Genomic DNA, 14,532 nt, shown 5'->3' on the forward strand with positions numbered 1-14,532 from the left:
TGACGACTAACCTCAGTTTTATTATTTCCATTAAGTTAAATCACTGCCCTGATTGGCAATTACTTTTTTATACCAATAAAAAGAATCCTTACGGCTACGTTTCAAACTTCCATGACCTTGATCATCACGATCAACATAAACAAAACCATAGCGTTTCTTCATTTCACCAGTTCCTGCTGACACCAAATCAATACAACCCCACATAGTGTAACCCATAAGCTCAATACCATCATTATTAATAGCATCAAACATTGAGCTAATATTTTGTCTTAAATAATCAATTCGATAGTTGTCATGAATAGAACCATCTGATTCTATTTTATCGTCCCATCCGATTCCATTCTCAACAATCCAAAGAGGTTTATGATAACGATCATAAAGAACATTTAAAGCAATACGAAGGCAATTAGGATCTGTTGCCCATCCCCAAGCATTCGTTTCAAGATAAGGATTCTGAACGCCCATCATCAAGTTACCACCTGATTTTTCCAAAATATCTTTGTGTGTCGTAATGGTACTAGAACCATAACAAGAAAAACCTAGAAAATCAGCTGAATAATCACGCAGTAAATCATAATCTTCAGGAGTATCTTCCAATATGATTCCTTCTCGATTGTATTTTTTCAAACGAGAAGCAGGATAAAAGCCACCCATTTGAACATCTGAATAGAACAAAGTTGTTTGTTCACTTAGTTTAGCTTGTAGCTGGTCATCGGGATCACACGTATATGCATAAATCGGTTGGTAGGCTAACATCATGCCAACTTTAATGCTTTTACTAATTTGACGAGCAGATCGAACAACTTTTGCTGATGCTACCAATTGATTATGAGCACCTTGGGCCTTTGCTTGAGGAGAAAAGTCAGTCATTCCTCCCGCCATAAAAGGATTCCACTCCATCATATTGATTTCATTGAAGGTTAGCCAATACTTAACTTTCCCTTGGTAATGTTTAAAAACTGTTGAAGCATAGTTTTCAAAATGGTCAATCAAAGCACGGTTCTTCCAGCCACCATAAGCATGCGTTAAATGAATCGGCGTTTCATAATGGGAGAGAGTTACCAGTGGTTCAATTCCATACTTAGCACACTCATCAAAAACCGCATCATAAAAAGCTAGTCCTTCTTCGTTAGGTTCTTTATCATCACCATTTGGGAAAATGCGCGCCCAATTCATTGATAACCGAAAAGTCTTGAATCCCATTTCTCCCATCAGAGCGATGTCTTCTTTAAAATGCCCATAAAAATCAGTTGCAGTATGGCTTGGGTAATAATAGCCTTCAACCACATCAGGAATAGCACCTTCTGGCAAGGATAGAGTTTGACCAAAAGTCATATCAATAGCACCAGTATCGCCTGTTTTAGGGTTACGCCAAGTAATACGACGTGGGCTTGTGTGTGAGCCACTTGTTAAAACATCAGAAGTGTTAACTCCCTTACCACCAGCAGAAAAACCACCTTCATATTGATTGGCAGCTGTCGCACCACCCCATAAAAAATGATCTGGAAAAGTCATTTATTGTTCTCCTTATTTCACTTAAAAATAAGATGTAAAGACACAATTTCGCTAATGTCAGCTGCATCTTATATCAAATACTTTACGCATTAGCAGCTTCTGCTGCTTCGATTTCTGCTTCTTTTGCAATCAGTTGTTTTTCATACGCTTTGAAGAATGGGTAATAAACAATAGTTGCAGGAATTAGCATGAGATAATCCCAAACAGCATTGAACCAATTCAAAGTTCCTAGATATTGGGCAAAGCCCATAGGTAGAAGAGCCGAAATAGAAATCCATGCAGGCATGAGCCAACCAATCTTATATGCAATAAGCGTCAGCAACATGACAATTGGAACATTGAGAACATAAGGGATACAAAGAATTGGATTGTACATGATTGGCATACCAAATGTCAATGGTTCATTGATACCAAACCAGCCTGGTATTGCTGAGATTTTAGAAATAGCAGAGATCTGTTTTGATTTTGAACGAAGTCCCATCAGAGCAAGAGGAAGCGTATTACCTGTACCACCTGCACATGCCATACCTGCAAACAATGCTACTGGATAGAAAGTTAGTGGATCACCTGCCGCATGAGCTGCTGCATTTGCTGCCGCTGCTTGCAAGCCAAGAGGCATGATAATTGGTACAAGAATCATGGTACCATGAATACCAAAACACCAAAGTAAAACAGCAAAGGTACAAAGAATAAACATACCTGGTACTGATGTTAGAGCGTTTAAAGGAGCACCAATCAGAGCCATGAATCCTGAAGGAATTGAATATGCCCCACCAGTTACTACTGAAACAATGCCATCAAGCCCTAAGAACAAAACAACATTAAAGAATAATGGCAAAATAGCAGCAAATGAATCTTGCAAGAAGGGAGGAACTACATCAGGCATCTTGATACGAATATTGTGGTCAGCGCAGAATTTCTCAAGTTGAACAACAATGAAAACAATGACAAAGCCGACAAACATACCTGTTGAACCAAGATAGGTCATGTCAAGTGCTGAAACACCTACTTCAGTTACCACAATAGGTGAAACAACTAAGAAGAACACTGCCAAAGCATCCACCATCGTAATCAATGGATTTTTCATTTTTAAGTTTTTGCCGTAGTTATAAGCAAAGAAAGCAACTACCCACACTGAAAGTAAGTTCATCGTGAAATTATAAGGTGAGTACAAAATTGCATAGATTTCACTATCAGCTGAAAATAAACCAAACATTGTACTCCCAATAGAAGTTATGATTTGGGATATAGCTCCAATCATGATAATTCCCATTAATGACATCATGGCTCCTTGCAGAGCGGATAGAAATTTGTTAGATCCTAGTTTTTGCCCAAAATCTTGAAGTTTGACCATAAAAGGACTATTGAATAAGGACTCCATGTGTTACCTCCAAAAATGATAATTTATAGATTTATTTAGACTTCTGCATAAAGTTGTTCAGCTAATTTCATAATTTTTGGACAGTCACCAATAGCATATTCAAAAGATGGAATAGCTGCTGTTGGCAAGCCTGTATTTTCTTTTACTTCTTTTAAACGATAAGACACTTGAGGGCCCATCATGACAATATCAAAATCTTTATAGACATTTTCATAGTCACCTAGTCCAACCGCTTTGATTGTAAGTTCTTGACCTTGTTCTTCCCAATATTTAGCCATTTTTTGCATAAGAATTGAAGTTGACATTCCGCCTGCGCATACGAGTAAAATTTTCATGATAATTTCTCCTTTTAGATGTGATTTATTTGTTTTTGTACAGAGTGATAAATTCGCGAATCATTTCGACTGCTAACATACTTGTCATAAGATGATCCTGAGCGTGGACAAGTAAGACGTTTAATTCAAGATGATCGCCATTTGCTTCGGAAAAGAGGAGTTCCGTCTGGGCATGATGGGCGATTTTGGACTTCTCATCCGATTCTTTAAGTAGTCTATCTGCTTCATCAAAATTTCCAACCTTAGCCTCTTCTAAGGCTTGAAAGGCTAAGGAACGTGCATCACCTGAATTAGCAATTAAGGTCATTGCCATCAATTCTGAAGAACTATTTTCAGTCATAACTTAACTCCTTTGTGTTTTGTTATTTGATGATTTTATTTTATCACTTCCGTAACCGCTGTCAAAATTGATTTTGAGCGCTTTTTAAGCTTATTTTATACACTTTCCATAGCTGTATAAACTCTATTTGAAAATAAATCCTCTCTAAAATTTTTCAAAAGTCGTAGTGTATATCTTTTGAGGCTTTATTCCTCTTTAGTGTATAAGCATTACAGCTATTTGTATAGACAAAACCAACTTAAAAAGAGTTTTGATGAATTCACTCATATCATCTTTGAAATATGATAAACTAAAGTCATGAAAATGATACGAACTTTAGATGTCACACAAGACGAATTTTACGATTATCTAGAGTCTGAGGTACGTGAACAGTACAGCAAAGCAAAAAATATGCTATACACTGGTGATATCAAGGAAGGAATGACGTATAGCACTGCTGTCGCTGAACATCAACCAATGACAATCACTATTGACCATTATACGCGAAATAAGCGTTATAAAGCCATCATCAAAAGTCATACGGATACTATTACCATTGATTATCAGACTGAAGAAGGCGACAAAGGACTTGACATTATCTTTATTCAAGAGATTGATAGTTTCAACAAGCAAAAGCAAAACAAGCTCATGCGTTGGTTTAGTGAAGGTGTTTATTACGGACGCATGTCAGACACCTTATTTGACATTCAGAAAAAAATCCATAGTCAACGTCCTGTTAAGGACTAAATCAAAGTTCAAGAAAACACCTTAAATATCCTTGACTCGCACCCCGATCATTAGACACGACATCTAACGATCGGAGTGCTTTTTGTATGACATTAAGTTATGAAAACAAGGTTCAACTCTATGAGTTACGCCAAAATGGAGAGTCGATTAACTCCTTATCAGAAAAGTTTAGTATTGTTAAGGCTTATATCAAATATATGTTTCGACTGATTGATCGGTATGGAATAGGTATCGTCTAGAAAAGGAAAAATATCTATTACTCTCCAGACTTAAAGCAAGAAATGATTGCTAAAGTTTTGTTTAAAGGTCAATCCCAAAAGCAACTAGCTCTTGATTATGCCTTACTCAATTATAGTCATCTGGCAAAGTGGCTGGCACAATATAAGAAAAATGGGGGTACTATTGTTGAGAAAACTAGAGGGAGCCCACCAAAGATGGGGCGAAAACCAAAGAAAACTTGGGAATAGATGGAATCTTTCTTTGGCATTCTAAAGTCCGAGATGTTTTATACGGGAAGTCTTATCAGTCTCTTGATGCGTTTGAGAAAGCCATTACAGACTATATTTTTTTACTATAACAATAAACGAATCAAGACAAAACGAAAAGGATTCAGCCCTATGCAATATAGAACTAAATCCTTTCAATAATTAATTGTCCAACTTTTAGGGGCCAGTACAGTTGTCTAAGGGAGTTATTTTTTAGAGTTTGGTTGGATTTTAAATTTGCCTAATGATTTGGATTAACAATGCAACTTCATCATCACTAATAATAATATTAAAGTGCTTTTCAAGATTTTTTAGCATCCGTCGGATTGATTTATAGTCATCTTTGAAATGCTGTAAAAAATAGTCTGTATCAATTTTATAATTGACATCCGTTAGATTAGGACTGCGGAGACGATTTATCATAGCAGATATGTGCATTAAAAGTCCAACTTGTTGGTCTTCTGATAAGGTATAAATCAGCTCCAACTGATTGATAAAGTCTGGTAAATACGTTTTGATTTTATCAATCGGTGTGTATTTCAAATTCTCAGCAAGATTTTCATAAATAGGATCATAGTTAGCACGATTGGTTGCGATAGGAGAAAAAGTCAGCGTTGCATCAATATTATCAATACCATTATCAAAGACTGACCGTAATGGGATAAAAGGAATACCCAGCATTCGCGGATCATAAGTACCTACAAAACAATGAATATAGTAGGCTTTCTTTAGAGAATAAACCTCTTGATTGAGCAGGTCCCTATCTGAAATCGCCAAAGGGATAACCTTATAGCCCAGCCGAGAATTTTTATCAATTACCTGTTTCATCTGCAAGGCACCACCTTCTCCCGTGTGGCAAAGCGTGATAATAATTCTTTCTTTATGCTCTTTATTAGCATACCTATTCCATTCAAGAGCGGTATCATGGAAAACATCATCAATATCATTTTCCATTTGCAACCTTCTGGCAATATCAATCCCCAGCATAGTAATAGGAACTTCTAAACGTCTTATTTTTATATTCAGTTGCAGAGCAATCTCATTAAGCATAGATTTTATTGACCCCATATCATAAATAACGATAAGCCCTTTCCCCTGATGAATGTTCGCAATGTAGTCCTTCAGATCATCTCTTACATCACTAATATCTTGATTCAACTGGAGGTCATAACCATAGACATTATTTGCCTGAGTGAGTGTCTTGGTCGTTTCTGCCAATGACGTAGCTGTTCCTTCACCGTGTAAAATATACAGCAAAACAGTCTTTGAAACTGGTGTTACCATTTCTTCATTGATAAAAAATGCAGCAAGAATAATAGTCTCCTCAAAACTTAAATCAAGGTGAAAATCTGATTCCAAAACCTTACCTAATTGATTAGCATGGAGATACTCTTCTGGATAATTTTTAATCATTTCAACATAACGTTCTTGGGAAAGTTGTTGCTGATTGTGATTGTCTTTTAGGAGAGCATTTACATGCAGACACAAACCGTAAAACCGACTACGCTCAAGTTCGATGTGGTGTTGCTGCAAAAAATCACTAACGGTGGTAATCAAACGATTATCTACAATTTTCGACAGCTGCGCTAAACCATCCTCACTCCCTTTAAAATATTTGGAAAGGATCTTTCCAATATGCGAATGAACTTCTTTCAATAAACTATCAGCCTGACTCACATCTCCCATTTCCTGAAACTTCTTGTCCAGTTTATGATAGATATTGTGCTTGGTTAAATAACTGTCACCTTCAGGTAAGAAACTGACATAGTCAACATCCTCTAGCAGATTTAAAACTTTTTGACGATAGGACAACTCACGAATAAGCTTTTGATTATCTCTTAAAACCAAGTCATTTGAATTAACCTTGATAGGCTTTTCATTATCAATAACTCTCAAATAGGCCGTGGCACATGCCGAAGTTAGTTGGTAACCCAACTCTTTGATATTAAACTCAAAATGAGCTAAAAGAAGTTGTGACAACACTTCCTTGGATACTTCGATGCGTCTATTGGCACGCGCTGCTTCTTCCTTGAACAAAGATAACATGATATTATACTTTTCTTCCACACTTCGCTCATCTAGGGAAGGCAAGTTGATAATCATATTGACATGTTGATTAAATTGATTGTCTATATCTCCTGAGATACCTAAAATAAGTTTTAAATGCTGGCAATCAATGTAATCTGTCATGTCCTCGCTGTATAGACGCTTTGTCTCTAATAGCTTAAAAAGCCTGCTTTGTTCCTTTGCTGGTAAAATATCTGCATTATCAATAAACAAAAGACCATTATCTGCCTTGGCAAATAAACTATCTTCAAGACGTGAACCAAACAATTCATTGACCAAAGTTTGCATCTCTTTTTTGAAATGATGACAATTAAACTCAATATAGGGTGAATCGACTCCCAGTACATGATTTGAAGTCGCAAACGCATACATATTTCGAACAAGCTCCGTTTTACCTGTCCCCATTTCAGAAATTATCAGTACATTGATATTTTCTTTAGGATATAAAATCGCTGCCTTAGCCAGCTGAATAGCTTTACTAAGGCTACCATCATCCCCAATCATTTTTGGAAATTGCTTGTTTTGACTTTCAAAATGGTCATTGATGATATATTTTACAGGGCGTCCACTTTGCTTGACCAAGCGACCTTCTTTAACTAATTCATTGAGAAGGCTGCTAGCATTTGAACGCTGAAGTCCGAAAACTTCAGCAATTTCTTGTGTTACTACAGCTATCTTGCCTGTCTCATAAACATCAGTCATCAGATAATCGTAAATTTTTTCTTTATTTGTTTTCATCAGCAGACCTCAAAGTTATTTATACAGATTAGTATACACTACTTCGCCTTATAATGTAACCCTTTTCAAAAAAATGAATCTCTCCCATTTGCCAATTTCCATTCTGTATGCTAATATGATTGACAGAAGAGAGGAATCCTATGTCTAAATCTATTCAAGAATCACTTGACTCTTGCCTATTTTTTACTGTAAAAAAGATGGATCGTGCCCTCAACAAATTGGCGGCGGAAGCTTTCCAAACAGTTGGAATGGCTCCAACTTATGCCTTTATTCTTCTTATTCTTGCGGAAGAAGATGGTAGGTTGCAAAAGGATATTGCACAAATACTTTATATTGCACCTTCTACCTTGACACGCCTTATCGAAAAATTGGTCTATAAAGGTTATGTCACAACACTAACTGAAGGACGTACTCGAAAAGTTTATCTTACAGTCAATGGCAGAGAACTTTTACCAGATATCCGAGAAGCTTGGGACAATCTGCATACCCGTTATAAAACTATTCTTGGTGATGCTTACGCCGATGACTTGGCTTCTATCATCAATATCAATTCAGAAAAATTGAGATAATCGGAGAGCAAGTAACTCCGATTTTTATATTTTTGAGTTTCAATAATTGTGTGTACAACTAATATTTGTTATACTGTTCTATTAACAAATATTAGTTGTATATTTGATGTTATCTATTAATTTTCCAGAAAATTCACACCAGGTTTGACTGATAACTTTGTTTCAAACGAGGGTATCCTTAAAGACCTTGACTTTGACAATATTCTCAACGGTCTGCTTGATGCTAGCAAATGGGAAACTTATTACGAAAATTCATCAGACGTGCACATGTATAGTCAAGAGCCTACTATTTCTTATAAACGACACACGCTTCCGTTTTAAAACATTTGTTTTTGACCGTTGAAGCTCAAATTGAAGCATATGATTTAGATACTGAAAATGGTGTTTTACGCTTAGCATGGTTGGAACGAAGCTGAAGGCGATGAATTTCTTGACGTTTACCATGCTTGGTTAGTTCAAAAATTGGGCCGCAACTGTGTTCGTATCTTGACACAAGAATCTCAAATCGTTACACCTGCTAAGGAGTTAGCAAAAACTATTCCTAACACAATGATGCTTGGTCACCAAGCTTGGTTAGACGGGCTTGTTTCTTTTGCTAAAAACTAGCAAAAATAGCTTTTAAGTGTTACCATAGAAAGAAAACTGGAGAAAACTATGTCAAAAGAAGATATCAAAAAACAAATTCGTACTGCCTTTGACCACCGTGTTGCTGTCCGTGTTTACAACGACCAAGAAATTTCCCATGATGACATGGATTTTATTCTTGATACAGCTTGGTTGAGCCCTTCTTCTATTGGTTTGGAAGCTTGGCGTTTCGTTGTTCTTGACCGCAAACAAATTGAAAAACTTCGTGATGAACTCAAAGCCGTTGCTTGGGGGGCTCAATACCAATTAGATACAGCAAGTCATTTTGTTCTCCTCATTGCTGAAAAAAATGCACGCTATGATTCTGAATCGGTCAAAAATAGCCTTATTCGACGTGGTCTCGGTGAAGATGATGCTCTTAACAGCCGTTTAGCAACCTACGAATCTTTCCAAAAAAATGATATGAAAATGGCTGATAATCCACGTGCTTTATTTGACTGGACTGCCAAACAAACTTACATTGCACTTGGAAATATGATGACCACAGCCAGCATGCTTGGCATTGACTCTTGCCCAATTGAAGGGTTTAATTACGAAAAAGTCAATAGCATTTTAGCTAGTGCAGGCATCATTAATCCTGACAACGAAGGCATCGCAAGCATGGTATCATTTGGTTATCGTCTACATGACCCTAAACACCCACGCTCACGTAAGCCTCGTGAAAAAGTCATTACATGGCTCGATTAAAAGTTTAATTAGTAAAAATAGCTATATATCAATATTTGCGAATATCCAAAATGGTGTTTTGCAACATTTTAGAAATAATTTAGGGATAAAGATGAGTAACTCTTTATCCCCAGTACTGGCTAAACATTAATAATAACCCCATCTGATATTTGATAAACTTCTTAAATCTTTGAGTAATCTAGACTGCTCTTCAGTTAATCTAATTTCATTTTGAGTGAATACTCTTGAAAGCTCGATATTCATACGACTCAAAACAAACGATGTTGATGTTCTACCGTTTTTTAATTCACTCTTATACTTTAAGAATAAATCTGTCAAAGGCTGCACACCATAATTATTATGAAAACTGGCTATTAATTTATCAAGAATAATTAGAGCTTTGTCTCTTCTTTCTTTACCACCAGCAAACCATTTTAATCTCATTGAACAATCTCCTTTTTATCATAATATTGTGTAAGCTCTCAACTTAATTAAAACATAGGTGGAAAATAGATACCAAAATTTTTCTTAAATTGACCAACTGAATTTATCTTCATGTAAAATTTGTTAACTTTTTTACTCATGCTTCTGTGTTTCAACACATTATCTAAACCTATTAAACGTAAGTGATCGGCTAATTTCATTAAAGCATTATCAAAGCCTAAACCTTTTTCAACCTCATCTTTAAAGATAACTAATTCTTTTCTTTCTGTATCGGTTGTTTCACTATCAAGAATAAGATTATAGACTTCAACTAGTATATTTTCTTTATTGAACTTTGGCTTTGATTTTATCCTCTATAATCTGGAATAATAAAATAAGATTGCCCTATAGACTTTATCCAATCATTCGTAATAACGTCAGTCGTAGCTTGGAAGACACCCTTAGTTACTTTATAATCCCACTATCCATTACTACAACAGCAGGCATAACCATTTGCACCTTCTATAACTGTTTTATAATAACCTAAACCGCCACTACTAACAGAAGCATGTTCTGTATCTGTCAATGTCTGAAACTCTTGTAACGTTTTTGCACTCATAACGAATACTTCCCCTTTACATTTACGGTGAGAGCTAACACGCTTTTAGTATAACACATTCGTAAGAAAATGATGGTACAAGTCATAAAACGTAAGAATTTAGTCGTAAACCGTTACTATAACTTTTACATACACAATAACACAAGTATATGCCATGCTATTTAGGCAATGCTTCCCCCTTGAGCAAGTTTACACTAGAAGGGAAGTGCTACTAGTGGACAAACTCTCAGACGTCGTCCTTGCTATCGTAGCTGTATTCTGCTCTATTTTATCAGCAAATCCGTTAACTTGAAAAGAACGTCAAAAAGCCCGCAGGCATTAAGATACCTTCGGGCTTTGGTGGTTTAATAGACAATTCTCAGTAGCTTAATTCTATACACTAAGACAATGCTTGTCAACTACTTAAGGCTAATACCCCCGTTTAGTTTGATAGAGACCTTTCATTAACACCGTATAACCAAAAACCAGTTCTGAATTTTGACGTTCAGAACTGGCTTTGTTTATAAAATCAATGACAAAAGGAGATGACACTCATTATTGATTGAATTTTTCTTTCTAAATTTCAGATAACTTAGCACCATTTGAGGCGATAATTTCTTTCATCCAAGCATAGGATTTTTTAGGAGTACGTTTCAAGCTACCATTACCTTTATCGTCCATATCCACGTAAATAAAGCCATAACGTTTTTTCATTTCTCCTGTTGAAAGTGAGACTAAATCAACAGGTCCCCACATGGTGTAACCTAAACATTCTACACCATCAATGATAATAGCATCAGCCATTGCTTGAAGATGATCACGTAAATAATCAATACGATAATCATCCTGAACAATACCATTTTCATCAAGCTCATCAATGGCACCCATACCATTCTCAACAATAAAAATTGGTTTTTGTATGCGATCATAAATCTCATTCATGACGTGACGCAGCCCTAAGGGATCAACAGGCCATCCCCACGGCGTCTCTTTAAGATATGGATTCGTAGAGCCACCAACATTAAACCAGTCATCTCCAGCTTTAGTGGTATTAGAGCGATAATAAGAAAAAGAAATAAAATCAAGTTGACCTTCTCTAAGGATTTCTTCATCACCTTCAGCAAAAACAATTTCTTTCACGCCTCGACGATGCCAGATTTCTTTTGCATAACGTGGGTAATAACCTCGCCCCATAATGTCAATAAAATACCAATTTTCACGACGTTCCTGCAAGCGATGAAAAACATCTTCGGGCTTACAAGTTGCTGGATATAGTTCACTCATGGCATACATTGCACCAAATTGGCTATTTGGCATCATTTCATGTCCAAGTTTAACAGCACGCGCACTAGCTACAAACATATGGTGGGCAGCTTGATAACGATCTTGCCCTTCTGATTGTCGTGTCCCACATGGACCAAAGCCTCGCACAGCATTGATTTCATTAAAAGTCAACCAATAACGGCAACGGTTGCCGTAACGTTCAAAGAGAGTTTTGCAATATTTTACATAACAATCAATGACATGACGTGATGACCAACCATCATATCTCAACGCCAAATGCATCGGCAACTCATCATGACAAATCGTAATTAAAGGTTCCATGCCATATTTTGCCATTTCATTAATTACATCATCGTAAAACGCTAACCCCTCTTCGTTAGGCGTTTCTTCCTCACCTGTTGGAAAAATACGTGACCAACAAATTGAAAATCTAAAAACATTAAATCCCATGCCAGCCATCAAAGCAATATCTTCCTTATAATGATGATAAAAATCAACTGCACGATGACTAGGATAATATTCATCTTCTAAAAAGACAGGCTGTGCTTCTTTCGGAACAGGATCGGCATAGAAAAATGAGCTACGCGGATTGATAATGCTACCATCTGGCATTTGCATGGTATGATGACGTGGATTTTCTTGTGAACCATCTGTTTCATAATCATGGGAAAGTAAACCACGTCCTCCTTCGTCAAAGCCCCCCTCATATTGAAAATCTGCTGTGGCTCCTCCCCAGAGAAACCCTTTTGGTAATTCGTATGACATTAGTTTTCCTCCTTATCCAAACGTTGCCCTTGCTTCACATCACCCATTTGAGGTAGTTCAATCGTTTTTCCATTAGCATTGGTAATAATTAACATAGTTGTTGTATCATAACCTTTTTGATTAATCCTGTCTCGATCAATTCTCACAATCGGTTGACCCGCGCGAATACTATCACCAGCTCTTGCCAAAACATCAAAGCCTTCTCCGTTTAGCTCAACGGTATTAATACCAATATGAACCAATAGTTCAACGCCATCAGGACGTGTTACACCAAACGCATGTCCTGTTGGAAAGACAGTTGTTAATTCACCATTAGCAGGCGCTGTGATAAAATCACTTGTTGGTTTGAAGGCAATACCATCTCCCATTAATTTTTGAGCAAATACTTCATCATTCACCTTTTCTAATGGAACCAACTCACCATTAGCAATAGCAAGGATAGCATCATCTGGTACAACCTGACGAACAGGTTCCGTGACAGTCAACTTAGCATCTTCTTTGGTAGTATCAATTCCAAGTAGATAAGTTACAACCGCTGCAACAACAATAGTCACAATAATCCCAGCAACAGCTGCTAAAACAGTTTTACCGAAGATTGGTAGAGCAAGAATATTTGAATACCCCATTTCATAGGCTTTAGCACCAAGAATACCAGCAACGATACCACCAACAAAACCACCAGCCATAACACCATACATTGGTTTCTTGTACTTCAAGTTAACCCCATAAATTGCAGGTTCTGTGACACCTGCCACGATACAACCAATAGCAATCGATAGAAGCTCACCTCGTTTAGCTTTGTCCTTAGTACGTGCCGTAACACCAATAACAGCACCACCTTCAGCCATATTATGTAAAAGAAAGGCAGGACGAATCATGGCATCGTATCCAGGATTAGACAGTAACTGTGTCATAAATGGTGCTAATGCGGTATGCATTCCAGCCATAACCATCCAAGGAAGAGCAGCAGCCAAAAGCCCCACAGCAATTGGTCCCACAGTTCCTTCCAAGAACATAAACAAACTTGCGATACCTTGTCCAAACATATTTCCAAGTGGACCTAAGATAATAAAACCTAAACTTCCTGCTACAAAAATAGTCCCCATTCCGACAAAAATTGCCTTAAAAATATTTGGAATAATCTTGTTAAGAAATTTTTCGACATAATAAGCAAGAATAGCAATTAGTAGAGCAGGTAAAAGTGATGTTCCATACGAAAGCAAACTAACACTTATTCCAAATAACGTAATGGGGGCACCTGCTGTTACTAAACCTGTAAAATTCCCATGCAATAATGCTGCTGCCGAAGCCATAGCATAAATTGGTGTAGCACCTAATTTATTAGCCGCACCGTAAGCAACAAAAATTGGCATGAAATAAAATGGGGCATCTGCAATAGCTGATAATAACAAATAACTTGATGAAGTAGCAAAATGACTATCAATAAAGGTCACAATCAATAATAAGACAACCTTTAACATCCCTCCAGCAATCAGACCAGGGATCATTGGGGTAACTGAACTTGATACAAAGCCAATAATTTTACTGCCTGCATTCTTCCATGTCCACGGTTCTTTAGGGGTTAAGTCACCATCCAAATTTTCATCGATACTACCACCTGATGCAATGTTAAAATCATTCATTATCACATCATAAGTTTGCAATAGATGTTGTCCCAAGATGACCATATATTGACCACCAGCATAGACAACTCCAATAACCCCTTCTAAATTTTCTAAAGCTTCCTTATTAGCTTTTGAAGCATCTTTTAGTTGAAACCGCAACCGTGTCATACAATGAGACAAGGTTTGAATATTGTCAACATCACCAACATTTGTGACAATTTCTTGTGCTAACTTCTTATAATCCATAGCTAACCTCCTTTTGTAATTTTTGTCATTTTATTTTGTAAATTTTAACACAATCATTGTAGTTCTTTTCAAAAACTTTGTCAATGTTTTTTGACATTTTTTATAATTATTTTTGACATTTTTG

Annotated in this window: 15 protein-coding genes and 3 pseudogenes; 6 read left to right on the forward strand and 12 right to left on the reverse strand. The window is 36.7% G+C overall.

Annotated features, from left to right (window positions below):
- Positions 1 to 30: 30 nt before the first annotated feature.
- From CCC20_RS02745 to CCC20_RS02760, 4 genes are all read right to left on the reverse strand, one after another.
- Positions 31 to 1,515, reverse strand: coding sequence for a glycoside hydrolase family 1 protein (locus tag CCC20_RS02745; RefSeq protein ID WP_003065838.1), 1,485 nt, complete (start codon positions 1,513 to 1,515; stop codon positions 31 to 33).
- 82 nt (positions 1,516 to 1,597) lie between these two features.
- Entirely contained in the window at positions 1,598 to 2,896 is a 1,299-nt protein-coding gene (locus CCC20_RS02750) for a PTS sugar transporter subunit IIC (RefSeq protein WP_003065840.1), read from the reverse strand.
- Between the two features lie 35 nt (positions 2,897 to 2,931).
- Positions 2,932 to 3,231 (reverse strand): PTS sugar transporter subunit IIB, encoded by a 300-nt coding sequence (locus CCC20_RS02755; protein ID WP_003065842.1) that lies wholly within the window; start codon positions 3,229 to 3,231, stop codon positions 2,932 to 2,934.
- A 25-nt stretch (positions 3,232 to 3,256) separates the two neighbouring features.
- A complete protein-coding gene (locus CCC20_RS02760) occupies positions 3,257 to 3,571 on the reverse strand; it encodes a PTS lactose/cellobiose transporter subunit IIA (RefSeq protein ID WP_013852129.1) in 315 nt (104 codons plus the stop codon).
- A 303-nt stretch (positions 3,572 to 3,874) separates the two neighbouring features.
- Here CCC20_RS02760 and CCC20_RS02765 point away from each other — a divergent pair, with 303 nt between their 5' ends.
- From CCC20_RS02765 to CCC20_RS11385, 3 genes and pseudogenes are all read left to right on the forward strand, one after another.
- Positions 3,875 to 4,297 (forward strand): DUF3284 domain-containing protein, encoded by a 423-nt coding sequence (locus CCC20_RS02765; protein ID WP_231729903.1) that lies wholly within the window; start codon positions 3,875 to 3,877, stop codon positions 4,295 to 4,297.
- A gap of 86 nt (positions 4,298 to 4,383) precedes the next feature.
- Positions 4,384 to 4,761: pseudogene (locus CCC20_RS02770) on the forward strand (transposase); the annotation flags it as partial.
- A gap of 3 nt (positions 4,762 to 4,764) precedes the next feature.
- Positions 4,765 to 4,926, forward strand: a pseudogene (locus CCC20_RS11385) (IS3 family transposase); the annotation flags it as partial.
- 87 nt (positions 4,927 to 5,013) lie between these two features.
- Here the strand turns inward: CCC20_RS11385 and CCC20_RS02775 are convergent.
- Positions 5,014 to 7,587 (reverse strand): PRD domain-containing protein, encoded by a 2,574-nt coding sequence (locus tag CCC20_RS02775; protein WP_003065849.1) that lies wholly within the window; start codon positions 7,585 to 7,587, stop codon positions 5,014 to 5,016.
- Positions 7,588 to 7,727: 140 nt separating this feature from the next.
- Here CCC20_RS02775 and CCC20_RS02780 point away from each other — a divergent pair, with 140 nt between their 5' ends.
- Positions 7,728 to 8,156 carry a MarR family winged helix-turn-helix transcriptional regulator gene (locus tag CCC20_RS02780; RefSeq protein WP_287178970.1) on the forward strand — a complete coding sequence of 143 codons (429 nt, stop codon included), beginning with the start codon at positions 7,728 to 7,730 and terminating at the stop codon, positions 8,154 to 8,156.
- A gap of 144 nt (positions 8,157 to 8,300) precedes the next feature.
- On the forward strand, positions 8,301 to 8,477 hold the full coding sequence (locus CCC20_RS02785) for a hypothetical protein (protein ID WP_236718662.1): 177 nt from the start codon (positions 8,301 to 8,303) through the stop codon (positions 8,475 to 8,477).
- A 25-nt stretch (positions 8,478 to 8,502) separates the two neighbouring features.
- On the opposite strand, the gene CCC20_RS02790 is transcribed toward CCC20_RS02785, so the two are convergent.
- Positions 8,503 to 8,649 carry a hypothetical protein gene (locus CCC20_RS02790; protein ID WP_287178974.1) on the reverse strand — a complete coding sequence of 49 codons (147 nt, stop codon included), beginning with the start codon at positions 8,647 to 8,649 and terminating at the stop codon, positions 8,503 to 8,505.
- A 161-nt stretch (positions 8,650 to 8,810) separates the two neighbouring features.
- Between CCC20_RS02790 and CCC20_RS02795 the strand changes: the two genes are divergently transcribed.
- Positions 8,811 to 9,488, forward strand: a complete 678-nt coding sequence (locus CCC20_RS02795; RefSeq protein ID WP_268700208.1) for an NAD(P)H-dependent oxidoreductase — start codon at positions 8,811 to 8,813, stop codon at positions 9,486 to 9,488.
- A 126-nt stretch (positions 9,489 to 9,614) separates the two neighbouring features.
- Here CCC20_RS02795 and CCC20_RS02800 read toward each other — a convergent pair whose 3' ends face one another.
- The 6 genes and pseudogenes from CCC20_RS02800 to CCC20_RS02825 form a co-directional block, all read right to left on the reverse strand.
- Positions 9,615 to 9,911, reverse strand: a complete 297-nt coding sequence (locus CCC20_RS02800; RefSeq protein WP_043910274.1) for a bacteriocin immunity protein — start codon at positions 9,909 to 9,911, stop codon at positions 9,615 to 9,617.
- A 47-nt stretch (positions 9,912 to 9,958) separates the two neighbouring features.
- Positions 9,959 to 10,261: a bacteriocin immunity family protein gene (locus CCC20_RS02805; protein ID WP_353733551.1), complete on the reverse strand. Its 303-nt coding sequence runs from the start codon at positions 10,259 to 10,261 to the stop codon at positions 9,959 to 9,961.
- Positions 10,258 to 10,359 (reverse strand): annotated as a pseudogene (locus CCC20_RS02810) (hypothetical protein); the annotation flags it as partial. The pseudogene CCC20_RS02810 and the gene CCC20_RS02805, both read right to left, overlap by 4 nt.
- A 12-nt stretch (positions 10,360 to 10,371) precedes the next feature.
- Complete coding sequence (locus CCC20_RS02815; RefSeq protein WP_013852134.1) at positions 10,372 to 10,509, reverse strand: hypothetical protein; 138 nt, start codon at positions 10,507 to 10,509, stop codon at positions 10,372 to 10,374.
- Positions 10,510 to 11,064: 555 nt separating this feature from the next.
- The gene (locus tag CCC20_RS02820) at positions 11,065 to 12,537 is read right to left on the reverse strand and encodes a glycoside hydrolase family 1 protein (RefSeq protein WP_013852135.1); all 1,473 of its coding nucleotides are present in this window, start codon (positions 12,535 to 12,537) and stop codon (positions 11,065 to 11,067) included.
- Complete coding sequence (locus CCC20_RS02825) at positions 12,537 to 14,408, reverse strand: glucose PTS transporter subunit IIA (protein WP_270619880.1); 1,872 nt, start codon at positions 14,406 to 14,408, stop codon at positions 12,537 to 12,539. Before CCC20_RS02825 ends, CCC20_RS02820 begins: the two co-directional genes overlap by 1 nt.
- Positions 14,409 to 14,532 lie beyond the last annotated feature (124 nt).

This window comes from Streptococcus sp. LMAG:39, from assembly GCF_008680485.1.
GTDB classification, from domain to species: domain Bacteria; phylum Bacillota; class Bacilli; order Lactobacillales; family Streptococcaceae; genus Streptococcus; species Streptococcus pasteurianus.

Coding starts and splice junctions, on each gene's coding strand:
- CCC20_RS02745 (WP_003065838.1), bottom strand. CDS start 1,515: ATGACTTTTCCAGATCATTTTTTATGGGGTGGTGCGACAGCTGCCAAT.
- CCC20_RS02750 (WP_003065840.1), bottom strand. CDS start 2,896: ATGGAGTCCTTATTCAATAGTCCTTTTATGGTCAAACTTCAAGATTTT.
- CCC20_RS02755 (WP_003065842.1), bottom strand. CDS start 3,231: ATGAAAATTTTACTCGTATGCGCAGGCGGAATGTCAACTTCAATTCTT.
- CCC20_RS02760 (WP_013852129.1), bottom strand. CDS start 3,571: ATGACTGAAAATAGTTCTTCAGAATTGATGGCAATGACCTTAATTGCT.
- CCC20_RS02765 (WP_231729903.1), top strand. CDS start 3,875: ATGATACGAACTTTAGATGTCACACAAGACGAATTTTACGATTATCTA.
- CCC20_RS02775 (WP_003065849.1), bottom strand. CDS start 7,587: ATGAAAACAAATAAAGAAAAAATTTACGATTATCTGATGACTGATGTT.
- CCC20_RS02780 (WP_287178970.1), top strand. CDS start 7,728: ATGTCTAAATCTATTCAAGAATCACTTGACTCTTGCCTATTTTTTACT.
- CCC20_RS02795 (WP_268700208.1), top strand. CDS start 8,811: ATGTCAAAAGAAGATATCAAAAAACAAATTCGTACTGCCTTTGACCAC.
- CCC20_RS02800 (WP_043910274.1), bottom strand. CDS start 9,911: ATGAGATTAAAATGGTTTGCTGGTGGTAAAGAAAGAAGAGACAAAGCT.
- CCC20_RS02815 (WP_013852134.1), bottom strand. CDS start 10,509: ATGAGTGCAAAAACGTTACAAGAGTTTCAGACATTGACAGATACAGAA.
- CCC20_RS02820 (WP_013852135.1), bottom strand. CDS start 12,537: ATGTCATACGAATTACCAAAAGGGTTTCTCTGGGGAGGAGCCACAGCA.
- CCC20_RS02825 (WP_270619880.1), bottom strand. CDS start 14,408: ATGGATTATAAGAAGTTAGCACAAGAAATTGTCACAAATGTTGGTGAT.